This is a genomic window from Variovorax beijingensis, from assembly GCF_007828835.1.
Taxonomy (GTDB): Bacteria; Pseudomonadota; Gammaproteobacteria; order Burkholderiales; family Burkholderiaceae_C; genus Variovorax; species Variovorax beijingensis_A.
On the sequence record NZ_VIVL01000011.1, the window covers coordinates 149,654 to 171,609 of the forward strand.

22 protein-coding genes and 1 tRNA gene are annotated in these 21,956 nt (G+C 67.6%); 13 read left to right on the forward strand and 10 right to left on the reverse strand.

The features are described 5' to 3' along the window. Window positions 1-8: 8 nt before the first annotated feature. Genes FB547_RS26610 through FB547_RS26625 form a run of 4 tightly spaced genes read right to left on the reverse strand, consistent with a single transcriptional unit; the run spans window position 9 to window position 3,408 of the window. Window positions 9-785, reverse strand: coding sequence for a glycosyltransferase family 2 protein (locus FB547_RS26610; protein WP_145746641.1), 777 nt, complete (start codon window positions 783-785; stop codon window positions 9-11). Then, window positions 752-1,555, reverse strand: coding sequence for a lysophospholipid acyltransferase family protein (locus tag FB547_RS26615; RefSeq protein WP_225612905.1), 804 nt, complete (start codon window positions 1,553-1,555; stop codon window positions 752-754). The genes FB547_RS26610 and FB547_RS26615 overlap by 34 nt, the downstream gene beginning before the upstream one ends. A gap of 30 nt (window positions 1,556-1,585) precedes the next feature. After that, a complete protein-coding gene (locus FB547_RS26620; RefSeq protein ID WP_145746642.1) occupies window positions 1,586-2,617 on the reverse strand; it encodes a Rid family hydrolase in 1,032 nt (343 codons plus the stop codon). 2 nt (window positions 2,618-2,619) lie between these two features. Beyond that, window positions 2,620-3,408, reverse strand: a complete 789-nt coding sequence (locus FB547_RS26625; RefSeq protein WP_145746643.1) for a class I SAM-dependent methyltransferase — start codon at window positions 3,406-3,408, stop codon at window positions 2,620-2,622. Between the two features lie 117 nt (window positions 3,409-3,525). Between FB547_RS26625 and FB547_RS26630 the strand changes: the two genes are divergently transcribed. Genes FB547_RS26630 through rng form a run of 8 tightly spaced genes read left to right on the forward strand, consistent with a single transcriptional unit; the run spans window position 3,526 to window position 10,396 of the window. Continuing rightward, window positions 3,526-4,251, forward strand: coding sequence for a YebC/PmpR family DNA-binding transcriptional regulator (locus tag FB547_RS26630; protein ID WP_145746644.1), 726 nt, complete (start codon window positions 3,526-3,528; stop codon window positions 4,249-4,251). A 38-nt stretch (window positions 4,252-4,289) separates the two neighbouring features. Further along, window positions 4,290-5,588: a phosphoribosylamine--glycine ligase gene (gene purD, locus FB547_RS26635; protein WP_145746645.1), complete on the forward strand. Its 1,299-nt coding sequence runs from the start codon at window positions 4,290-4,292 to the stop codon at window positions 5,586-5,588. Further along, on the forward strand, window positions 5,588-6,505 hold the full coding sequence (gene hemF, locus FB547_RS26640; RefSeq protein ID WP_145746646.1) for an oxygen-dependent coproporphyrinogen oxidase: 918 nt from the start codon (window positions 5,588-5,590) through the stop codon (window positions 6,503-6,505). The genes purD and hemF overlap by 1 nt, the downstream gene beginning before the upstream one ends. Next, window positions 6,502-7,131 carry a nicotinate-nucleotide adenylyltransferase gene (nadD, locus tag FB547_RS26645; RefSeq protein WP_145746647.1) on the forward strand — a complete coding sequence of 210 codons (630 nt, stop codon included), beginning with the start codon at window positions 6,502-6,504 and terminating at the stop codon, window positions 7,129-7,131. The genes hemF and nadD overlap by 4 nt, the downstream gene beginning before the upstream one ends. Further along, on the forward strand, window positions 7,131-7,796 hold the full coding sequence (gene rsfS / locus FB547_RS26650) for a ribosome silencing factor (protein WP_145746648.1): 666 nt from the start codon (window positions 7,131-7,133) through the stop codon (window positions 7,794-7,796). The genes nadD and rsfS overlap by 1 nt, the downstream gene beginning before the upstream one ends. After that, window positions 7,793-8,260 carry a 23S rRNA (pseudouridine(1915)-N(3))-methyltransferase RlmH gene (gene rlmH, locus FB547_RS26655; RefSeq protein WP_012747795.1) on the forward strand — a complete coding sequence of 156 codons (468 nt, stop codon included), beginning with the start codon at window positions 7,793-7,795 and terminating at the stop codon, window positions 8,258-8,260. The genes rsfS and rlmH overlap by 4 nt, the downstream gene beginning before the upstream one ends. Continuing rightward, complete coding sequence (locus FB547_RS26660; RefSeq protein WP_145746649.1) at window positions 8,257-8,862, forward strand: Maf family protein; 606 nt, start codon at window positions 8,257-8,259, stop codon at window positions 8,860-8,862. The genes rlmH and FB547_RS26660 overlap by 4 nt, the downstream gene beginning before the upstream one ends. A 7-nt stretch (window positions 8,863-8,869) precedes the next feature. Next, window positions 8,870-10,396 (forward strand): ribonuclease G, encoded by a 1,527-nt coding sequence (gene rng / locus FB547_RS26665; protein ID WP_012747797.1) that lies wholly within the window; start codon window positions 8,870-8,872, stop codon window positions 10,394-10,396. Between the two features lie 7 nt (window positions 10,397-10,403). On the opposite strand, the gene msbA is transcribed toward rng, so the two are convergent. Beyond that, complete coding sequence (gene msbA / locus FB547_RS26670; RefSeq protein WP_145746650.1) at window positions 10,404-12,188, reverse strand: lipid A export permease/ATP-binding protein MsbA; 1,785 nt, start codon at window positions 12,186-12,188, stop codon at window positions 10,404-10,406. Between the two features lie 251 nt (window positions 12,189-12,439). Here msbA and tolB point away from each other — a divergent pair, with 251 nt between their 5' ends. The 5 genes from tolB to FB547_RS26695 all read left to right on the forward strand — a co-directional run bounded on the left by tolB (window position 12,440) and on the right by FB547_RS26695 (window position 15,959). Continuing rightward, window positions 12,440-13,666, forward strand: coding sequence for a Tol-Pal system beta propeller repeat protein TolB (gene tolB / locus FB547_RS26675; protein WP_012747799.1), 1,227 nt, complete (start codon window positions 12,440-12,442; stop codon window positions 13,664-13,666). A gap of 25 nt (window positions 13,667-13,691) precedes the next feature. Beyond that, window positions 13,692-14,210, forward strand: coding sequence for a peptidoglycan-associated lipoprotein Pal (pal, locus tag FB547_RS26680; RefSeq protein ID WP_145746652.1), 519 nt, complete (start codon window positions 13,692-13,694; stop codon window positions 14,208-14,210). Beyond that, a complete protein-coding gene (gene ybgF / locus FB547_RS26685) occupies window positions 14,210-14,959 on the forward strand; it encodes a tol-pal system protein YbgF (protein ID WP_145746653.1) in 750 nt (249 codons plus the stop codon). Before pal ends, ybgF begins: the two co-directional genes overlap by 1 nt. A 19-nt stretch (window positions 14,960-14,978) precedes the next feature. Further along, window positions 14,979-15,824 (forward strand): ThiF family adenylyltransferase, encoded by an 846-nt coding sequence (locus FB547_RS26690; protein WP_145746654.1) that lies wholly within the window; start codon window positions 14,979-14,981, stop codon window positions 15,822-15,824. Between the two features lie 59 nt (window positions 15,825-15,883). Further along, window positions 15,884-15,959: transfer RNA gene (locus tag FB547_RS26695), tRNA-Lys, on the forward strand. A 218-nt stretch (window positions 15,960-16,177) separates the two neighbouring features. Here FB547_RS26695 and FB547_RS26700 read toward each other — a convergent pair. The 5 genes from FB547_RS26700 to dapE form a co-directional block, all read right to left on the reverse strand. Beyond that, complete coding sequence (locus FB547_RS26700; RefSeq protein ID WP_145746655.1) at window positions 16,178-16,894, reverse strand: helix-turn-helix domain-containing protein; 717 nt, start codon at window positions 16,892-16,894, stop codon at window positions 16,178-16,180. A gap of 381 nt (window positions 16,895-17,275) precedes the next feature. Then, window positions 17,276-17,779, reverse strand: a complete 504-nt coding sequence (locus FB547_RS26705) for a hypothetical protein (protein ID WP_145746656.1) — start codon at window positions 17,777-17,779, stop codon at window positions 17,276-17,278. Window positions 17,780-17,804: 25 nt separating this feature from the next. Beyond that, on the reverse strand, window positions 17,805-19,757 hold the full coding sequence (locus FB547_RS26710) for an ABC-F family ATP-binding cassette domain-containing protein (RefSeq protein WP_145746657.1): 1,953 nt from the start codon (window positions 19,755-19,757) through the stop codon (window positions 17,805-17,807). A gap of 141 nt (window positions 19,758-19,898) precedes the next feature. Next, a complete protein-coding gene (gene prmB / locus FB547_RS26715; RefSeq protein WP_145746658.1) occupies window positions 19,899-20,780 on the reverse strand; it encodes a 50S ribosomal protein L3 N(5)-glutamine methyltransferase in 882 nt (293 codons plus the stop codon). Next, window positions 20,777-21,952 carry a succinyl-diaminopimelate desuccinylase gene (gene dapE / locus FB547_RS26720; protein WP_145746659.1) on the reverse strand — a complete coding sequence of 392 codons (1,176 nt, stop codon included), beginning with the start codon at window positions 21,950-21,952 and terminating at the stop codon, window positions 20,777-20,779. The genes prmB and dapE overlap by 4 nt, the downstream gene beginning before the upstream one ends. Between the last annotated feature and the right edge of the window lie 4 nt (window positions 21,953-21,956).

Consider the following 21,956-nt stretch of genomic DNA (forward strand, 5'->3'; position numbering starts at 1 on the left):
CGCGTTCGTCAGGCCTGGAAGGGGGGCAGGCGCCGGGCCTTGCGCCAAAGTAGTCCGGGCAGGCGCAACACGAATTCGACCATCAGGCGCGCGTGCATCCACGTCAGCAGCACGTTGTCGCGCCCATAGCGAAAGTGCGACACCCCGCCTTCCTCGGCGGTCAGGTACTTCACCGGCGCGTCGATGTTCACGGGCTTGACGCCGCGCCAGGCGAGCCGCACGACGGCTTCGGTGTCGAAGTCGAAGCGCCGCATCCACGGCTGCCGCGCCATCACGGCGATCAGGTCGGCCACCGGGTACACGCGGAATCCGTAAAGCGAATCGCCAACGCCCGCAAACAGGGTCTCGAGCTGGGTCCAGCCGTTCGACACGCGCCGTCCGCGCACGCGCAGCAGCGGGGCGGAGGCATCGAACACCGGCCGGCCCAGCACCATGGTCTCGGGCCGCGCCTTCGATGCGTTCATGAAGGCAGGAATCAGGTCGGCCGGATGCTGGCCGTCCGAATCCATGGTCAGCGCGTGCGTGAAGCCGGCCTCGCGCGCCGCACGCAGGCCATGCAGCACGGCCGCACCCTTGCCCTGGTTCTGCGGCAGCAGCCAGACCCGCAGGCCCGGGTCGCCGGCGGCCATCTGCTGCAGGCGCTCGCCCGTGCCGTCGGTGCTGCCGTCCACCACCACCCAGACCGGGTTCCACTGCGCGCGCGCTGCTTCGACCGTGGAGAACAGGCGTTCGCCCGTGTTGTAGCTGGGGATCAGGACAAGGTGTGTGCGCGAGGCGTCTGGCATGCGGGGGACGCGTCGGTGGCGCGCTGTTCCATGTGTTGGCGAAAGTATTGTTCCAGCTCCGATTGCAGCACGTGGCTGTCCTGCATGGGCGCGAAGCGCTGGCCCAGCCGGAGCCTGAAGACGATGGGCAGCGGCGGCACGCGCCACAGCGGCCAGCCTTTGCTCAGGTAGGGCGAGTCGGTCTCGATGAACACGGTCTGGATCGGCGCTTGCGCGAGCTTGGCGATCAGCGTCACGCCGGGGCCGAAGGGGTTGAGCGGCGGCGTCACGGTGCGCGTGCCTTCCGGAAAGATCACCAGCTGGCCGCCGTTGCGCAGGTCGGCCACCGCCAGGCGCACCATGGTGCGGGCCGATTCGTTGCTGATGTAGCGCGCCAGCCGCGCCCCCGCGCCCAGGAAGATGTTGCGCAGCAGGTCGGCCTTCATGATGCAGGCGCTGCGCGGCAGCCGCGCCACCAGCAGCAGCGCGTCGAGCATGGTCGGGTGGTTGGCCACGAAGATCACGCCCGGCTCGTTGCGCATCGGGTCGAGGCAGCTGGCGTCGATGCGCATCATCCCGGTCACCGAGGCCAGGCCCCAGAACATGCGGTAGGCGAAGGCGATGGTCAGGCGGCCCAGCGTGCGCGCAGGCGCCTCGGGCATCACCGGGTAGAGCAGCATTGCCACCAGGTTCCAGGCCAGCGAGATCAGCCCCAGGAACAGCAGCAGCGCGTAGAGCATCAACGCAAGCGGAATGGCCGTGAGAATGCGCAGCACGCGGTTCATCGACATGGGGTTGCCGGTCCGATCGATCGCGCCGGGTCAGGCCCGCAGGCGACCCGGGGCGACGGCGTGGGCTTCGATCTCGACCAGCAGGTCGCTGCGGCAGATGTCCGCTTCCAGGTAGACCGCGTGGCGGATCATCGGCGCGTCGGCACCGAGCGCGCTCTGGAGCACGCCGCGCACCTTGTCGGTATCGGCCGGATGCCGCACGTAGACCACGCAGTCGAGCATGGCGAGCGCGAAGGCGGCCGTGGCCTGGTTGTTGGCGGCCGCGATCACGGCTTCGAGGTTGCGCAGCGTTTCGCGCGTCTGCTCCAGCACGTCGCCATGGTGCACGGTTTCATGGCCCACGATGCTCGCGGTGCCCGATATGAAAAGCGCCACGTCGCCATTGCCGATCTCGGCCAGAGCGGCGCGCGAGAAGGTGGGCGAGCGCGGGCCGTAGGTCTCGGGGTAGCGGTAGGCCGAGACCTGGCGCGGGTTTTCGACCGGCCGGGGCGCGGCCTGGCCGGCCAGGAAGCGGATCGACAGCGCGCCCTGGTGGATGCCCAGCGCACACGCCGCGGGCGCACCCTCGAAGGCGGCACGGCCGGCCTCGAAGAAGGCTTCCTGGCGCCCGAGGTTGAACTGGCGGTAGCGCTCCAGCCCGCCGCCGTCGGCATTGATCTGCGGCAGGTAGTTCCAGATGCGCAGCAGGTGCGGCGCGCCGGCCTGGTCGAGGGTTTTGAACAGGTCGCGGTAGGCGCGATGCGAGAGCTCGGCAAGATCCTGCTTCTCGACCGATTCGTCGAGGTCGATGGCGCCGAGCAGCCACTGGCCGTCGCTGCGCCAGCGGGCGATGCCGGTGGTGCCCGATTCGACTCGCCCGCCGGTCACGTGCCACACGTCCGCCATCGCGCCTTGTCCGGAAAGAACGCGCGCATTGACGGTCGGCATCCATGCCAGTTCATGCGGCGTGCCGTAGCCGAGTGCCGCAAAAGGCGCGCTGCCGTTGGCGGCCAGCGCAAGGCTGGCCGGCAGCGAAAGGCGCTCGACGCGCAGAGAGGAGGGGGTTTCGCCCTGGACTCGCACGGTCAGCCGGCCTCGATGGTGTTTTCTGGCTTGCGCGCCATGTACTCGGAGAACACGCCAAGGCTCGCCTGGCGGCGCACGTCGGTGAAGCCCGCGGCGCGCAATGCCTCCAGCACGCGATCCGGCGGAATGCAGGCTTCGATGGTGTCCCAGTAATAGCGCCACAACTCCGAGGTGTTGCTGCGGCGGCCGACCACCCGCGCGATCAGCGGCACCACGGCGCGCATGTAGCCCTTGAGCAGGGCCGTGGCGATGCGGCCCTCCGGCTTGGTGATTTCGAGCACCACCAGGCGGCCGCCGGGGCGCAGCACGCGGTGGAATTCGCCGAACGCGGCCGCCACGTCGCTGATGTGGCGCATGGCGTAGCCCATGCTCACGAAATCGCAGCTGGCGTCCGGCCGGGGCAGTGCTTCCGCCACGCCCTGGACCAGCTCGACGCCCGGCAGGTCGACCTGCTCCATCATGCCCACGCTGGGGTCGACGCCGACCAGCTTGCCCTTGGGGCCGATGATCCTGAGCGCCTCGCGGGCGACCAGCCCGGTGCCGATGCCGACGTCGAGCACCTGCGCGCCCGGCGCAAGCCCGGCCTGCGAGAGGGCGGCGCGGCGGTACGACGGCCCGGTGCCGAAGGCCAGCACGCTCTCGATGCGGTCGTAGTCGGCGGCGGTGCTGTCGAAGATCCGCCGCAGGAACGCCTGGTGCTCCGCCTCGTTCTTGTAGTACAGCGGTAATGGGGTGTGCGGCGGCAGGATGGTCGGATTCCCGGGCCCGACGGAAGGCGATGGCGTCATCGAAGGATTATCACCAAAAGACCTTGCCGCTTTGGCGCTGGCGCGCCGGCCGTTGTGCGCGCCGGACAGTAAACTCGGAGCTTGCTTTGAAAACACAAGACAGCGAGATAGAAAGCCATGGCCGGACACAGCAAATGGGCAAACATTCAGCACCGGAAGGGCCGCCAGGACGAGAAGCGCGGCAAGCTCTGGACCCGCGCCATCCGTGAAATCACCGTGGCTGCCCGCGCCGGCGGGGGCGACCTCAGCGCCAACCCGCGGCTGCGGCTGGCGGTCGAGAAGGCCAAGGCGGTCAACCTGCCGATCGACACCGTCAAGCGCAACATCGACAAGGCCACCGGCAACCTCGAAGGCGTCAATTACGAAGAAATTCGTTACGAAGGGTACGGCATCGGCGGCGCGGCGATCATCGTCGACACCATGACCGACAACCGCGTGCGCACCGTGGCCGAAGTGCGCCACGCCTTCTCCAAGCACGGCGGCAACATGGGCACCGAAGGCTCGGTGGCCTTCCAGTTCAAGCACTGCGGCCAGATCATCTTCGCCCCCGGCACCAATGAAGACAAGGTGATGGAAGCCGCGCTCGAAGCCGGCGCCGAAGACGTGGTCACCGACGACGACGGCGCCATCGAGGTGATCACCGCGGTTGCCGATTTCGAGGCCGTCAAGAATGCGCTCGAAGCCGCCGGCCTCAAGTCCGAGGTGGCCGAGGTCACCATGCGTGCCGAAAACACGATCGAACTGACCGGCGAAGACGCGGCCAGGATGCAGAAGCTGCTCGATGTGCTCGAAGACCTGGACGACGTCCAGGAGGTCTATCACAACGCCGCGCTCTCCGAATGAATGAACATTGATCCACAGCGAATGAAGAAGGCCCACGAATGAAGGTACTGGTAATTGGAGGAGGGGGCCGGGAACACGCATTGGCGTGGCGGCTGGCGCAGGCCAGCCGGGTCAGCCGCGTGTACGTGGCGCCGGGCAACGGCGGCACCGTGAGCGACGAGCGCTACGACTGCATCGACATCGCCGAGCCCGCCGCGCTGCGCGAGTGGGCGGCCAAGGAAAAGATCGCGCTCACCGTCGTCGGCCCCGAGGCGCCGCTGGCAGCAGGCGTGGTCGACGAATTCCGTGCCCACGGCCTGCGCATCTTCGGCCCCACGCAGGCCGCCGCGCAGCTCGAGAGCTCCAAGGCGTTCTCCAAGGCCTTCATGAAGCGCCACAAGATTCCAACGGCCGAGTACGAGGCCTTCACCGACGCTGCCGCAGCCCATGCCTACATCGACGCCAAGGGCGCGCCGATCGTCGTCAAGGCCGATGGCCTGGCCGCCGGCAAGGGCGTGGTGGTGGCCATGACTGCGCAGGAGGCGCACGAGGCCGTCGACTTCATGCTGGTCGACAACAAGTTCGGCGTGTCCCACAACGACGGCGGCGCGCGCGTGGTCATCGAAGAATTCCTTCAGGGCGAGGAAGCCAGCTTCATCGTGCTGTGCGACGGCAAGAACGTGACCGCGCTGGCCACAAGCCAGGATCACAAGCGCCTGCTCGACAACGACGAAGGCCCCAACACCGGCGGCATGGGCGCCTACTCGCCCGCGCCCGTGGTCACGGCCGAGGTGCATGCGCGCGCGATGCGCGAGATCATCCTGCCGACCATCCGCGGCATGGAAAAGGACGGCATCCCGTACACCGGCTTCCTCTACGCCGGCCTCATGATCGACGCGTCGGGGCACCCCAAGACGCTCGAGTTCAATTGCCGCATGGGCGACCCCGAGACGCAGCCGATCATGATGCGGCTCAAGTCCGACCTGTTCGAAGTGTTCTGGCACGCCACCGACGGCACGCTCGACCAGGTCGAACTGCAGTGGGACCGGCGCGTGGCGCTGGGCGTGGTGATGGCGGCGCATGGCTATCCGCTCTCGCCGCGCAAGGGCGACCGCATCACCGGCATTCCGGCCGAGGCGCCCGATGCCGTGGTGTTCCACGCCGGCACCACCCAGCAGGACGGCGAGCTCAAGACGAGCGGCGGCCGCGTGCTGTGCGTGACCGTGCTGGCCGACAGCGTGAAGCTCGCGCAGCAGCGGGCCTACGAAGTCGCCGCGCGCATCAGCTTCGACGGCGCGCAATACCGCAAGGACATCGGATACCGCGCGGTCCACGCGCGCAACAGCCCGCACGCCTGATGCAACAGACCAACCCGGCAGCGGTCGGCGACTACCTGCGCAAGCTGCAGCAGGAGATCGTTGCGGCCGTCGAGGCGGCCGATGGCGGTGCCTGCGTGCGCGACGCCTGGCAAAAGGAGCCCGGCGAGGCACTGCAGGGCAGCGGCCTCACCTGCATCCTGGAGGGCGGGGCGCTGTTCGAGCGCGCGGGTTGCGGTTTCTCGCAGGTGCGCGGGCCCAGGCTGCCGCCCTCGGCCACGCAGAACCGGCCCGAGCTTGCGGGCGCGCCCTTCGAAGCCATGGGCGTTTCGCTGGTATTCCATCCGCGCAATCCCTACGTGCCCATCGTCCACATGAACGTGCGCATGCTGGCTGCGCTGCCCGAGGGTAGGGATCCGGTGTGCTGGTTCGGCGGCGGCATGGACCTCACGCCCTGCTATGGCTTCGAGGAAGACGCCGTTCACTTCCATACGGTATGCCGCGACGCGCTGGCGGCCTTCGGCGACGACAAGTACCCGCGCTTCAAGACCTGGTGCGACGAATATTTCTTCCTCAAGCACCGCAACGAACAGCGCGGCATCGGCGGCATCTTCTTCGACGACTTCGCCGAGGGCGGATTCGACAACGGCTTTGCCATGCTGCGCTCCGTGGGCGATGCCTTCCTGCCGGCCTACCTGCCCATCGTGGAGCGCCGCCGCGCCATGCCATGGGGCGAGCGCGAGCGGGCGTTCCAGCTCTACCGGCGCGGACGCTACGTGGAGTTCAACCTCGTGTGGGACCGCGGCACGCACTTCGGCCTGCAGTCGGGCGGGCGCACCGAATCGATCCTGCTGTCGATGCCGCCGCTGGCCAGCTGGGCCTACCGGCAGCAGCCGGAGCCGGGCACCCCCGAAGCCGCGCTGTACAGCGACTTCATCGTGCGGCGCGACTGGTTGTGAATCCCTCCGGCAAGGCCCCGCGCATCGGTGTCTTCGGCGGTGCCTTCGACCCGCCGCACAACGCCCATGTGGCACTGGCCGAGGCAGCGCTTGCGCAACTCGATCTGGCTGAACTGCATGTCATTCCCACGGGGCAGGCCTGGCACAAGAGCAGGACGCTCACACCGGCACAAGACCGCCTCTCGATGACGCGGCTGGCGTTTTCTGGGTTGAAGGGCACCGTGGTAGTCGACAGCCGCGAAGTGTTGCGCGACGGCCCCACCTACACGCTCGACACCCTGCATGAATTGCAGCAGGAACAGCCCGGAGCCGAGCTCGTCCTGATCATGGGCGCCGACCAGGCCAGCGCGTTGCCGACGTGGCACGGCTGGCAGGCTATACTCGGCATTGCTATTGTTTCTGTAGCGTATCGCGCATTATCGGCGGGCGGCACTGCTCGTTTTGATCCGAAGATGCTGCCCGGCCTGCCGGCTGGCGCGCATTTCGAGGCGCTCGAATTGCCGGCCATGGACATCAGCGCCACCGATATCCGGCGGCGTGCGGCGCTTGGCGAGGACATTTCCTCGCTGGTTCCGTCCGCCGTTGCACGCTATATTGACCAACACCACCTTTACCGCCCTGCCTGATGACCACTGAAGCCGCCGCCAAGAAAGACACCCAGAAACTCCAGCGAGCCATCATCGATGGTCTCGAAGACGTCAAGGCGCAGGACATCCAGGTTTTCGACACCGAGCATCTCTCACCGCTGTTCGAACGCGTGATCGTGGCCTCGGGCACCTCCAACCGGCAGACCAAGGCGCTGGCCGCCAGCGTGCGCGATGCCGTGCGCGAAGCCGGTTTCGGCAAGCCGCGCATCGAGGGCGAGGACAACGGCGAGTGGATCATCGTGGACTGCGGCGCGGCCGTCGCGCACATCATGCAGCCCGCCATCCGCCAGTACTACCACCTCGAGGAGATCTGGGGCGACAAGCCGGTGCGCGCCAAGCTCGGCGGCACCAAGCCGGCACTTGCAACCGCCGCCAAGGTGATCGAAGAGAAGAAGCCGGTGGCGGCCAAGATGCCCAACCTGCGCCGTGCCAGCGCGGCCAAGACCGCCATCCGCGCGGCCGAGCAGGAAGCCAAGGCCGAGAAGGCCAGCCGGAGCCCGGCAAAGAAAACCGCCGCCAAGAAGGCGCCGGCCAAAAAGACCACGACCGCGCGCGTGCCCGTCAAGGTGGTCGGCAAGCCAGCGGCGAAGAAGCCTGCGGCCAAGAAGGCGCCTGCCAAGAAGGCGCCTGCCCGCCGCGCATGAAGCTGCTGGTGGTCGCCGTCGGGCAGCGCATGCCCGACTGGGCGCAGACTGCCTGGGACGACTACGCCAAGCGCTTCCCGCCCGAGCTCAAGCTCGAACTGCGCGCCGTCAAGACCGAACCCCGCGGCTCCAAGTCGCTCGAGACGCTCTACGCGGCCGAACGCGAACGCATCGAGGGCGCCATCGCCAAGGGCATGCGCATCGTCGTGCTCGATGAGCGCGGCACCGCGCTCACCACCAAGGCGCTGGCCGCGCGGCTGCAGGCCTGGCAAGGCGAGGGCGACGACGTGGCCCTTGTGATCGGCGGCCCCGATGGCCTCGACCCCGCCTTCAAGGCCGCGGCCCATGAACGCATCCGCCTGTCCGACCTGACCCTGCCGCACGCGATGGCGCGTGTGCTCCTCGTGGAGCAGCTGTACCGGGCCTGGTCGGTCAACGCGGGCCATCCGTACCACCGGGAATGAGCGCCGGCTTCATCTACCTTGCATCGCAGAGCCCGCGCCGCGCCCAACTGCTGGGCCAGCTTGGCGTTCGCCACGAACTGTTGCTGGCTGGCGCCGACGAAGACGCCGAATCGCTCGAAGCGGTGCTGCCCGGTGAATCGCCGACCGCCTACGTGCAGCGCGTGACGGGCCTGAAGCTCGATGCGGCAGTCGTGCGGCGCCAGCGCCTGGGACTCTCCGATGCGCCGGTGCTCTGCGCCGACACCACGGTGGCCCTCGGCCGCACCATCCTCGGCAAGCCCGAGGATGCGCGCGATGCCGAGCGCATCCTCGCGCTTCTGTCGGGTGTCACGCATCGCGTGCTGACGGCCGTGGCGCTGCAGCATGGCCGCCGCCGCCATGCGGCGCTCAGCGTGTCGCGCGTGCGCTTCGCGGCCATGACCCGCAAGCAGATCGCGCGCTATGCCGCCAGCGGCGAGCCGCTCGGCAAAGCCGGCGCCTATGCGATCCAGGGCGCGGCGGCTGCGCACATCGAGCACATCAGCGGGTCCTATTCGGGCATCATGGGACTCCCGATGTTCGAGACCGCGCAGCTTCTTCGCAGCGCCGGTTTCAATACCTAAGAATTCCATGCAAGACATCCTGATCAACTGGTCCCCGCAGGAGACCCGTGTGGCGCTGGTCGAGCACGGCGCGGTGCAAGAGCTGCACGTCGAACGCACGCTGGAGCGCGGGCTGGTCGGCAACATCTACCTTGGCAAGGTCTCGCGCGTGCTGCCGGGCATGCAGTCGGCCTTCATCGACGTCGGCCTCGAGCGCACGGCCTTCCTGCACGTGGCGGACATCGTGGCGCCGTTCACGCCGGGCTCCCGGCCCAGCGCGCCGGCCCCCGAGCGCGACCACCGCAATGGCGGGCCGATGGTGCCCATCGAGAAGCAGGTGTTCGAAGGCCAGTCGCTGCTGGTGCAGGTGATCAAGGACCCGATCGGCACCAAGGGTGCGCGGCTGTCGACGCAGATCAGCATTGCCGGCCGGCTGCTGGTGTTCCTGCCGCAGGACAACCACATCGGCGTTTCGCAGAAGATCCCTTCCGACCAGCGCGAGTCGCTGCGCACGCGCATGCTCGCGCTGATCGAGGCCGCGGCCGCGGCCGACAGCGGCGGCGTGGTGCCTGCCAACACCGGCGGCTTCATCCTGCGCACCAACGGCGAGGATTCGTCGGATGCCGAACTGGCCGAGGACATCGCCTACCTGCGCAAGACCTGGTCGCGCATCCGCGAGGCGTCGAGCAAAATGCCGCCGATGTCGCTGCTGCACCAGGACCTGAGCCTGCTGCAGCGCGTGCTGCGCGACATGACCAGCGAAGACACGCAGACCATCCGCATCGACTCGCGCGAGCAGTTCGAGGCGCTGCTCAAGTTCGGGCTCGAATACATGCCGCAGGCGGCCGGCAAGCTGCAGCACTACAAGGGCGAGCGGCCGATCTTCGACCTGTATTCGGTCGACGAGGAAATCGCCAAGGCACTGGGCCGGCGCGTCGAGCTCAAGTCGGGCGGCTACCTCGTGGTCGACCAGACCGAGGCGCTCACCACGGTGGACGTGAATACCGGCGGCTTCGTCGGTGCGCGCAATTTCGACGACACCATCTTCAAGACCAACCTGGAAGCGGCGCAGGCCATTGCGCGCCAGCTGCGGCTGCGCAACCTGGGCGGGATCATCATCGTCGACTTCATCGACATGGGGCGCGACGACCATCGCGAGCAGGTGCTGGCCGAGTTCCGCAAGCAGCTTGCGCGCGACCGCGTCAAGACCACGGCGGGCGGCTTCTCGCAGCTCGGCCTGGTCGAGATGACGCGCAAGCGCACGCGCGAATCGCTGGCCCACATGCTGTGCGAGCCTTGTGCGGCCTGCGGCGGGCAGGGCATCGTGAAGACGGCGCGCAGCGTGGCCTACGACGCCATGCGCGAGATATTGCGCGAGGCGCGGCAGTTCACGCCGCGCGAGTTCCGCATCGTGTCGTCGCCCCAGGTGATCGAGCTGTTCCTCGACGAGGAAAGCCAGCACCTCGCGGGACTCAGCGACTTCATCGGCAAGCCGATTTCATTGCAGTCCGAGCCTGCGATCGGGCAGGGCCAGTACGACATCGTGCTGCTCTGAAGGCTGGTCAGAGCGTCGGGTCCTGCCCCGGCGTCGCGCTGCGCACCGCCAGCGTCTGCAGCCGGGCATAGAGCCCGTCCAGTGCCATCAACTGCTCGTGGCTGCCCTGCTCGGCGATGCGGCCTTGCTCCATCACGATGATGCGGTCGGCATGCTGGATGGTCGACAGCCGGTGCGCGACGATCAGCGTGGTGCGGTTCTGCATCAGGCGCTGCAGGGCGTCCTGCACCAGCCGCTCCGATTCGGTGTCGAGCGCCGAGGTGGCCTCGTCGAGCAGCAGGATGGGCGCGTTCTTGTAGAGCGCGCGCGCTATGGCCAGGCGCTGGCGCTGGCCGCCGGAGAGCTGCGTGGCGTTGTGGCCGAGCACGGTGTCGATGCCCTGCGGCAGGCTTTCGACGTGCGAAGACAGGTTCGCGGCTTCAATGCATTGCTGCACCCGCTCGCGATCGATTCCGGCGCCCAGCGCCACGTTGGCGGCCAGCGTGTCGTTGAGCATCACCACGTCCTGGCTCACCATCGCGAACTGCGCGCGCAGGCTCCTGAGCTCCCATTCGCTGGTGTCGTGGCCGTCGAGCAGTACCTGGCCGCCGCTCGGCAGCACGAAGCGCGGCAGCAGGTTGACCAGCGTGGTCTTGCCGGAGCCCGAAGGGCCGACGAAGGCCACCACCTGGCCCGGCTCGATCGTCAGGTTCACGCCGTCGAGCGCGCGGGCGTCGTCCTCGCCGCGGTAGCTGACCTTGACCTCGCGCAGTTCGATGCGGCCTTGCGCATGGTCGATGGCGAAGCTGCCCTGCGGCTCCGGGGCCACCTCGTCGATCAGCACCAGGCCGCGCTCGAGCGCCGCGAGGCCGCGCGTGATGGGGGCGGCCATGTCGGCCAGGCGGCGGATCGGGGCGATCAGCATCAGCATGGCCGTGATGTAGGCAACGAAGCCGCCCACGGTCAGGCCCTGTTCGCCGCTCTGCCAGAGCGCGATCATCACCACCACCGACAGCGCGAGCGCGGCCATCATCTGCGTGAGCGGCGTGGTGGCCGCCTGCGCAATGGTCGATTTCACGGCCAGCCGGTTCAGGCGCTGGCTCAGCTGTTCGAAGCGCTCGCCCTGCGCCGCCTCGGCGCCGTGCAGCCGCACCATGCGGTGCGCGAGCACGTTCTCTTCCACCACGTAGGCCAATTCGTCGGTGGCCTGCTGGCCCTGCTGCGTCAGGCGGTAGAGGCGCTTGGAGAACACCTTCATGATCCACGAGATGCTCGGTACCAGGAAGGCGACGATGAGCGTGAGCTTCCAGTTCAGATAGACCAGGTAGGCGAGCAGCGCCACCAGCGTGAAGCCGTCGCGCGAGAGCCCGAGCAGGGCCTGCACCAGCAGCATGGAGCCGGTCTGCACTTCGTACACCACGGTGTTCGAGAGCGCGCTGGCCGACTGGCGCGAGAACAGGGCGAGCTCGGCCGCCAGCAGGCGCTGGAACAGCACGCGACGCAGCCGCTGCATGCCTTCGTTGGCGATGCGCGAGAGCGCATACTGGGAAATGAACTGCGCGATGCCGCGTACCGCGAACAACAGCAGCACGGCGGCCGGCACGATCCACAGCGCCAGTTGCCCGCGGTTGAAGCCGCGGTCGAGCAGCGGCTTCAGCAGGGCTGCCATCAAGGGTTCGGTGACGGCCGCCAGCAGGGCGCCGATGAGCCCGACGGCCCACCAGTGGCGCGAGCCGCCGAACCAGGTCATGAGTCGCGCCAGCCGGCGTGTCAGGGGAGGGCGTGCGGTCTCACTGCCGGGGGATGCTTGCATGGCGGCGGATTCTACGGGGCCCACCGAAGGGCCCTCGGCGGGCTGCCGTGTAGGACCGCATCGCCCAATACACGTTTTGTGACGGCACGATCGAACCAGTGTGTAACATGTGGCCCGTCGCACCGGGTAGAACTTTTTAACCCGAAACATCTCCGAACCGCATGAACAAGCCGTTGCCAGTTTCCATTCCAACTCCTTCTTCATCGCTTTTTGCACGCCGCACCTTGATTGCGGCTCTTGCTGCAACTCCCATGCTGCCCGCGCTCGCTCAGTTCCGGGTCGAGGTTTCGGGCGTCGGGCTGACGCAGCTGCCCATTGCACTGGTTCCGTTCAAGGGGCAGGACGCCTCGCCGCAGAAGATCTCCGAGATCGTGCAGGCCGACCTCGAGCGCAGCGGCCAGTTCCGCGGCGTCGATGCTTCGGGGCAGGCGCTGGACGAAGCCTCGCGCCCCGACCTCGCGCTGTGGCGCCAGCGAACGGCGGATTCGCTCGTGGTGGGCAGCGTCACCCGCCTGGCCGACGGCCGCTTCGACGTGCGCTTCCGCCTCTGGGACGTGGTGCGCGGACAGGACCTCGGTGGCCAGAGCTACACCGTTCCGCAAGGCGACCTGAGGCTCGCGTCGCACCGCATTGCCGACTACGTCTATGAAAAGCTGACCGGCGACAAGGGCATCTTCTCGACCCGCATCGCCTACGTGACCAAGGGCGGCAGCCGCTATTCGCTCTGGGTGGCGGATGCCGACGGCGAGAATGCGCAGGCCGCGCTCGCGAGCCCGGAACCCATCATCTCGCCGGTCTGGTCGTCCAACGGCCAGCAGCTGGCGTACGTGTCGTTCGAGTCGCGCAAGCCCGTGGTCTACGTGCACAACGTGGCGAGCGGGCAGCGCCGTCTGCTGGCCAACTTCCGCGGCTCCAACAGCGCGCCGGCATGGGCGCCCGATGGCGGCTCGCTGGCCGTCACGCTCAGCCGCGACGGCGGCTCCCAGCTCTACACGATCCCCGCGAGCGGCGGCGAGCCGCGCCGGCTGACCCAGAGCGCCAGCATCGACACCGAGCCGGTCTATTCCGCCGACGGCAGCACGATCTACTTCGTGAGCGACCGCGGCGGTGCTCCGCAGATCTACAAGATGAGCGCCAGCGGCGGTGCGCCGACGCGCGTCACCTTCAGCGGCACCTACAACATTTCTCCTTCTGTCAGCGGCGATGGCCGGTGGTTGGCCTACATCTCCCGCGTTGGCGGTGCCTTCAAACTCCATGTGATGGAGTTGGCCACCGGCAATGTCTCGGCCATCACCGACACCTCGGCAGACGAAAGCCCGAGTTTTGCCCCCAACAGCAAGCTGATCGTCTATGCAACGCACCTGCAAGGCCGCGAAGCGCTCATGACGACCACGCTGGATGGAAAAATAAAGGCACGGCTGGCGGGACAGGGCGGAGACATAAGAGAACCGGACTGGGGTCCGTTTCAAAAGCAATGACCAAGGTTTATTTGAGGAGTACCCAATGTTGAAACGTACGATTTATTCGCTGGCCATCGTGGCTCTGATTGCCGGCTGCTCGTCGGGCACCAAGCTCAACGATACCCCGGTGACCGACCGCTCCGGCACCGCCGGCGGCCAGCAGGGCAGCGCGAGCGCGGTGGCGCCCGTCACCATCGATCCCAATGCCGGTACCGCTCAAGGGCCGGTCGGTATCGAACGGATCGTCTATTTCGACTACGACAGCTACACGGTCAAGCCCGAGTTCCAGTCCCTGATCGACGGGCACGCCCGTTTCCTCAAGGCCAACCCGCAGCGCCGCGTTTCCATCGAAGGCCACACCGACGAGCGCGGCGGCCGCGAGTACAACCTGGCACTCGGCCAGAAGCGCTCCGAAGCCGTCCGCCGCGCGCTGACGCTCTTGGGCGTGAACGACTCCCAGATCGAAGCCGTGAGCTTCGGCAAGGAAAAGCCAGCGGTGCAGGGCTCGGGCGAAGAAGTCTGGGCGCAGAACCGCCGCGCTGAAATCCGCTACACCCGGTGATGCAACACGCCCTGTTGCGAGGCGCGGCGCTGGCTGCCGCCTTGCTCTGCGTTTCGGCCGGCTCGCAGGCCGCGTTGTTCGAGGATGACGAGGCGCGCCGCGCCATCCTCGACCTGCGGCAGCGGGTGGAGGCCATGCGCCAGCAGACCGACCAGCGGCTGACCGACGAAAACGGCCAGCTGCGCCGCAGCCTGCTCGACCTGCAGAACCAGATCGAGCAGATGCGGGGCGACCTTGCGCGCATGACCGGCCAGAACGAGCAGCTGCAGCGCACCGTGGCCGAGATGCAGTCGCGCCAGGCCACCATCGACGACCGGCTCAAGCAGAACGAGCCGACGAAGGTGTCCGTGGATGGCCGCGAGTTCACCGCCGACCCCAAGGAAAAGGCCGACTTCGACGCCGCCCTCGGCATCTTCCGTGCAGGCCAGTTCGCGCAGGCGCAGACCGCGTTTGCCGAGTTCGTCAAGCGCTACCCGCAAAGCGGCTACAACGCTTCGGCGCTGTTCTGGCTCGGCAATGCGCAGTACGCCACGCGCAACTACAACGAGGCCATCGCGAACTTCCGCTCCATGCTGTCGCTTGCGCCCGACCACGCCAAGGCTCCCGAGGCCGTGCTGTCGATCGCCAACTGCCAGATCGAGCTGAAAGACACGCGCGCCGCGCGCCGCACGCTGGAAGACCTGACCAAGGCCTATCCACAGTCTGAAGCCGCCCAGGCCGGCCGCGAGCGTCTCTCGCGCCTGCGCTAGCAACGGCGGGATCCTCCGCTTGAGTTCAGCAACCGCCCTTCCTGAAGCAGCGACCGCCGCCGCGAATGTCGTCACCGACACCGCGGCGCCCGACTTCGCGCGCCGCTTCGGCGGCCTCGAACGCCTGTACGGCGTGGCTGGTGCCGCGCGCATCCGCAACGCCCACGTGCTCGTCGCCGGCATCGGCGGCGTGGGCTCGTGGGCAGTCGAGGCGCTGGCACGCAGTGGCGTGGGGCGGCTCACGCTGGTCGATCTCGATCACGTCTCGGAGTCGAACATCAACCGGCAGATCCACGCGCTCGATGCAACCGTGGGGCAGGCCAAGGTCGAGGCCATGCGCGATCGCATCGCGCAGATCAACCCCGGCTGCCAGGTGCTCGCGCTCGATGAATTCGTCGAGCCCGGCAACTGGACGGCATTGCTCGATGCGGCGCAGGCTGCCAACGGTCCCGCGACGGCCGTCATCGACGCGTGCGACCAGGTCAAGGCCAAGCTCGCGATGGCCGCATGGGCGCGCGCGTCGCGCACCGCCTTCGTGACCGTGGGCGCGGCCGGCGGCAAGCGGCAGGCGCACAAGGTCGACATCGACGATCTCGCGCTCGTCACGCACGACCCGCTGCTGGCCCAACTTCGCCAGCGCCTTCGCAAGGAGCATGGCGCTCCGCGCGAGGGCCGCAAGATCGGCGTGGCCTGCGTCTTCAGCCGCGAGAGCGTCGCACCGCCCGATGCCTCCTGCGCCATCGAGGAAGGCGACGGTTCGCTCAACTGCCATGGCTATGGTTCGGTGGTGAGCGTGACCGCGACTTTCGGCCAATGTGCAGCAGGTTGGGTTCTCGACAGGATTGCGAGCAACGCCACGCTATAATCTTTGGCTTTGCCGGATTCAACCGGCAAAGAGAAAACGAAAAAGAAGAAATTGGATCCGGGACGTTAGCTCAGTTGGTAGAGCAGCGGACTTTTAATCCGTTGGTCACTGGTTCGAATCCAGTACGTCCTACCAGACCCATACAAGAAGCCGCTCCACCGAGCGGCTTTTTTTATTGCCCGCAGATCGGCGTCGGCAAAAAAACAGCCCGCACAAGGGCGGGCTGGAAGATGGCCTGCTGGAGGAGGGAGGATCGGAGAATGCAGGCCACAGGAGAGCCTTCACTATGTTCTTCGAACCTGCACGCAACCTGACCTCTGGCGCGCGCTTCGCACTCGCGCACGGTGCGAGGCTTAATCCTCGTCTTCCCACTTGCCCACGACGGTGCCGAGCACTGTGAACGCGGTGCGGATCGGCTCGTGCTTCGGATTGAGCGGCAGCAGCCAGCGGCGGCCGTCTTCCTGCTTGAAGACCTTGAAGGTGACTTCGTTGCTCGCATCGAGCCTGGCAATGATGCGCTCGCCGTCCTCGGGCGTCGTTCGCTGCGCGTCGACGAAGATGATCGACTCCGCGGGATAGCTCTTCAGGTGGCCGCTCGGCGCGGTCATGCTGTCGCCGCGCACGCGCAGCGCGTAGGTGTTGCCGGGGCTGTGATGCGCAACGCAGGGAAGCCACCGCTCGGCCTGGATCGCTCCTTGCGCGGCCCCCTTCCATGAAGCGACCTGCGTCCATGCGATGAGAGGAACGGTGCCGGGCGTGCCGGGATTGAAGGACGGACCCGACGGCGGCGTGCGCGTGACCCGGTAGGCACCCGGAGGTTCGCCGGCGTTGTCGCGCGCCGTGCCTGGCTGGGGTACGTCCCATGGCGCGGGGCCGTCGCCGGTGTCGAGCCAGTTGGGGTCGACGCGGTAGGCGCGTGCCAGCGCGAGCAGGGCCATGGAGCGGCCGGTGTCGCCGCGTTCAATTTTCGAGATGTTGGATTGCTTGACGCCTGAAGCCGCTTCGGCTTGCTTCTGAGTCATCCTGGCGTATTTGCGCGCTGCCAATGCGCGCGCGGCAATAGTCTCCATGGGCGCCGATTTAAGCGCAGGCGAATATTCACTTTGGACTCTAGAATAGTTGAAAGGGAGTATTTGCCATGAAACCACGCAAGTTGGTGCTGGCGCCGAAAGCCGTGAGGCCGACGCACAAGCCAAGCGAAGAGCGAAGCCATCGCGCCTGCGATGTAACGCCGCGCTCAGCCCGCATTCACCTGTTGGGCTGAGCTGTGCGCAGGCCGCTGCCGCCGGGCCTGTGGCTCGACCGCGCGCTGTGCGCGCTGTTGGCGCTGCTGTCTGCCGCGGCTCTTTTCCATGGATTCCGTTCGCAGAACGACGGCCTGGCCGGCTTGGGGATCGCTGGCCTCATTGCCGCGGGGTGGATCGGGACCGCGCTGTTCGATCAAAGCGCCTTCAGGCGGGCGCAAGCGCTCCGGGAGGCGGTAGAGAAAGCGTCGCGCTCACGCGAACGCAATCCTTGATGTGCTGTTCGCCCAAGGCCCGCAAGGCTGCGTAGCCGAGCGCGGCGGAGACGATCTGCCCGGCAATCGGCACGTACTTGGCGGCCTGCTTGGCCGTGAGCTTCACGCCGGCATGCCGCGCGAGCTTGATCAGCAGGTCGCGCGTGACGAGCCTGCCGACCAGCAGCGCGCCAACCGTCGTGGCGGCCTTCTGGATGCGCTCGCGCTGGTGCGGCGCCAGCTTTTCGACCTGGGTGACCGACAGGCCGAATTCGGCGCTGATCTGCGGCACCAGGCGCGAGAGCAGGGCCGCATCGGCTGCCCAGTCGATGCCGGGCAGGGGCACGGCGCTGGCGGCCGCGGCCATCAGCGCCTTGCGGCCGATCAGGCGGCGGCTGCGGTGGATGGCCGCGATCAGCTTTTCGTCACCACGGGCCAGTTCGATGGCAGATGGCATGCAGGGCGTCTCCTTCGCAGAAAGGTCAGGCCGCGAGCGCCTCGAGCTGGTCCGACAGGGCCAGCCAGCGCTCCTCGAGGCGGCCGATTTCGTCGTTGAGGGCTTTCAGCCGCTTGCCTGCCTCGGCAATCTCGGCTGGCGGCAACGGCTGCGCCAGGCGCGCCTCGAGCGCAGTGCGTTCGGTGCCGGCCACGGCCAGCCGTTCGTCGATCTGCGCGATCTCGCGCTTGATCGGCTTGGCCTGGTCGCTGCGCTGCTGGCGGTCCTGGGCGTCCTGCCTGGGCGCCGGGGCAGCCGTATTGGCGGCTTCGCGCACGGCCACCTTGGCTTCCTCGCGCAGCCGCTTGGCTTCGTCGAGCAGGTAGCGCTGGTAGTCGTCGAGGTCGCCGTCGAAATCGGCGACCACGCCGCGGCCCACGAGCCAGAACTCGTCGCACACCGAGCGCAGCAGCGCGCGGTCGTGGCTCACCAGCATCAGCGTGCCTTCGAACTCGTTGAGCGCCACCGCCAGCGCCTCGCGCGTGGCCAGGTCCAGGTGGTTGGTGGGCTCGTCCAGCAGCAGCAGGTTGGGCCGCTGCCAGACCATCATCGCGAGCACCAGGCGCGCCTTCTCGCCGCCGCTCATGGTGCCCACGGGCTGCTTCACCATGTCGCCGCTGAAGTTGAAGCTGCCGAGAAAGCCGCGCAAGGCCTGCTCGCCGGTGCTTTCCTTGACGGCGCTTCCCAGTTCGCGCGCCATGCGAACCATGTGCTCGAGCGGGTTGTCCTGCGGGCGCAGCACGTCGAGTTCCTGCTGCGCGAAGTAGCCGATGTTGAGGCCCTTGCCTTCGGTGACCTGGCCGGCCAGCGCACCCATTTCGCGCGCAATGGTTTTCACCAGCGTCGACTTGCCCTGGCCGTTGGCGCCCAGGATGCCGATGCGCTGGCCCGCGAGCACCGAGCGGCTGACGCCGCGCAGGATGGTCTTGGGCTCTTCGCCTTCGATCTCGTAGCCGAAGCTCGCGTTGCTGATCGAGAGCATCGGGTTGGGGATGTTGCCCGGCTCCTTGAACTCGAAGGTGAAGTCGGCCTCGGCCAGGAGCGGCGCGACCTTTTCCATGCGCTCCAGCGCCTTGACGCGGCTTTGCGCCTGCTTGGCCTTGCTGGCCTTGGCCTTGAAGCGGTCGATGAACTTCTGCAGGTGGGCAATCTTGTCCTGCTGCTTGGAGAAGGCCACCTGCTGCTGTTCCATCTGCAGCGCGCGCATGTCCTCGAACTTGCTGTAGTTGCCGCCGTAGCGCGTGAGCTGGGCGTTGGCGATGTGCAGCGTGACGTCGGTCACGGCGTCGAGGAACTCGCGGTCGTGGCTGATGACGATCATGGTGCCGGCGTACTTCTGCAGCCAGGCTTCGAGCCAGACCAGCGCATCCAGGTCCAGGTGGTTGGTGGGTTCGTCGAGCAGCAGCAGGTCGCTCGGGCACATCAGCGCGCGCGCCAGCTGCAGGCGCATGCGCCAGCCGCCCGAGAAGCTGTTGACGGGCTCGTCGAGCTCGTGCGACTTGAAGCCCAGCCCGAGCACCAGCGCCTGCGCGCGCGGCACGGCGTCGTGTTCGCCGGCGTCGGCGAGGTCGGTGTAGGCGTGGGCCAGTTCCATGCCGATGTCGGCGTCGTCGGGGTTGGCTTCGTAGGCGGCCTCGATGGCCGCCAGCGAGGCGCGCAGCTCGGCCAGCCGGGTGTCGCCGCCCACCACGAAGTCGGTGGCCGACTCTTCGGTTTCGGGCATGTCCTGCGCCACCTGCGCCATGCGCCACTGCTTGGGCACGTAGAAGTCGCCGCCGTCTTCGTGCAGCGAGCCGTTGAAGAGCGCGAACAGGGTCGACTTGCCGGCGCCATTGCGTCCGACAAGGCCGACCTTCTCACCGGGATTGATGGTGACGGTGGCGCCGTCGAGCAGGACCTTGGCGCTGCGGCGAAGAATGACGTTTTTGAGAGTAATCATGAAATAGGAACCGTAGGGGCGATTATCCCGCCCGGCCCGTGGCGGCCCGGCGCGAAGGGGCAAATGGTGAGGGCACCACCCGGAAAAGGAGGCCGCAGCCGTGCTGCGGGAAAGCGGCGAAAAGGGGCGCGGCGGCGGCAGCTAACGCGCGCCGGCGCCGGCCAGCAGCGCGGTTCGGGTCACGAGCAGGACCTGGTCCTCGCCTGCGGAGGTTTCCAGCCACACGACTTCAAGCTGCGGGAAGGCGGCTTCGAAGTATTCGCGCTCGTTGCCGATCTCCAGCACCAGCACGGCTTCTTCGCTCATGCGCGAAGGCGCCTCGGCAAACAGCTGGCGCACGAAGTCCATGCCGTCGGCGCCGCCGGCCAGCGCCAGTTCGGGCTCGGCGCGGTATTCGGCGGGCAGGGCGGCCATGCTCGCGCTGTTCACGTAGGGCGGGTTGCACAGCACCAGGTCGTAGGGGCCGGGCAGGTTGGCGAGGCCGTCGGATTCGACCAGCCTGATGCGTGCATCGAGTTGGTGCCGGGTGACGTTGATGGCGGCCACCTCGAGCGCCTCGGCCGACAGGTCGGCGGCATCGACCGTGGTGTCCGGATAGGTCATGGCCGCGAGGATGGCGAGGCTGCCGTTGCCGGTGCACAGGTCGAGCACGCGCTGCGTGTGTTCGCCGAGCCAGTAGTCGATGCTGCCGTCGGCGATCAGCTCTGCGATGAAGCTGCGCGGCACGATGGCGCGCTCGTCCACGTAGAAAGGCACGCCCTGCAGCCAGGCCTCCTTGGTGAGATAGGCAGCGGGCTTGCGCGTGGCGATGCGTTGGTCGAGCAGCGCGGCGACCTTGCCGGCGTCGGCCGGCGAGACGGCCTTGTCGGCCACGGCATCGATGTCGTCCAGCGGCAGCTTCAGGCGCCACAGCACCAGCCAGGCGGCTTCGTCGAAGGCGTTGGCCGTGCCGTGGCCGAAGGCAACGCCGGCTTCTTCCAGCCGTTTGGCGCCGGCCTCGATCAGCTCGATAACGGTGCTCATCGGGCGAGCGACGCTTCGAGGCGCTCCAGGGTGCGCTTGTAGATGTTCTTGAGTGTCTCGATCTCGGCCACGTCGATGTGCTCGTCGATCTTGTGGATGCTGGCGTTGACCGGGCCGAGCTCGACCACCTGCTTGCAGATTTTGGCGATGAAGCGCGCATCGCTGGTGCCGCCGCTGGTCGAGAGCTCGGTGGCGATGCCGGTTTCATCGGCAATGGCCGCCTGCACCGCGCGGACGAGTTCGCCGGGCGTCGTGAGAAAGGGCAGGCCGCCGATGGTCCAGGCGAGCGTGCAGTCCACGCCGTGCGCATCGAGCACCGCATGCACGCGCTTCTGCAGCGACTCGGGCGTCGATTCCGTCGAGAAGCGGAAGTTGAAGTCGATGACCGCGCTGCCCGGAATCACGTTGCTCGCGCCGGTGCCCGCATGAAAGTTGCTGATCTGCCAGCTGGTGGGCTGGAAGTAGGCGTTGCCTGCATCCCAGCCGCTCGCGGCGTTGATGGCCACCAGTTCCGCCAGCGCGGGCGCCACGGCATGCACCGGGTTTTTCGCGAGGTGCGGGTAGGCGATGTGGCCCTGCACACCGTGGACCGTGAGCTTGCCGCTCATGGTGCCGCGGCGGCCGTTCTTGATCATGTCGCCGCAGCGCTCGACGGCCGTAGGCTCGCCGACGATGCAGTAGTCGATGGTTTCGCCGCGCGCAGCCAGCGCGTTGCAGACGACGACGGTGCCGTCGACGCCCGGGCCTTCCTCGTCGCTGGTGAGCAGCAGCGCGAGCGTGAGCCTGGGATCGGGCGTGGCCGCAAGGAACTCCTCGATCGAGACCACGAAGGCCGCGACCGATGTCTTCATGTCGCACGCGCCGCGGCCATAGAGCTTGCCGCCGCGGTGGGTGGGCGTGAACGGGTGGCTGGTCCACTGCTCGACCGGCCCCGTGGGCACCACGTCGGTGTGGCCCGCGAACACCAGCGTCTTCGTCGGCGCACTGCCGGCCGGGCGGCGCACCGCCCACAGGTTGGTCACGCGGAAATCGGGCGGGCCGCTTTCGATGGTTTCGAGCGTGAAGCCCAACCGTGCCAGCCGTTCGCCGAGGATCTGTTGGCAGCCCGCATCGTCGGGGGTGACCGAGGGGCGCGAGATGAGTTGTTCGGCGAGCTGGAGGGTACGGGACATCGGG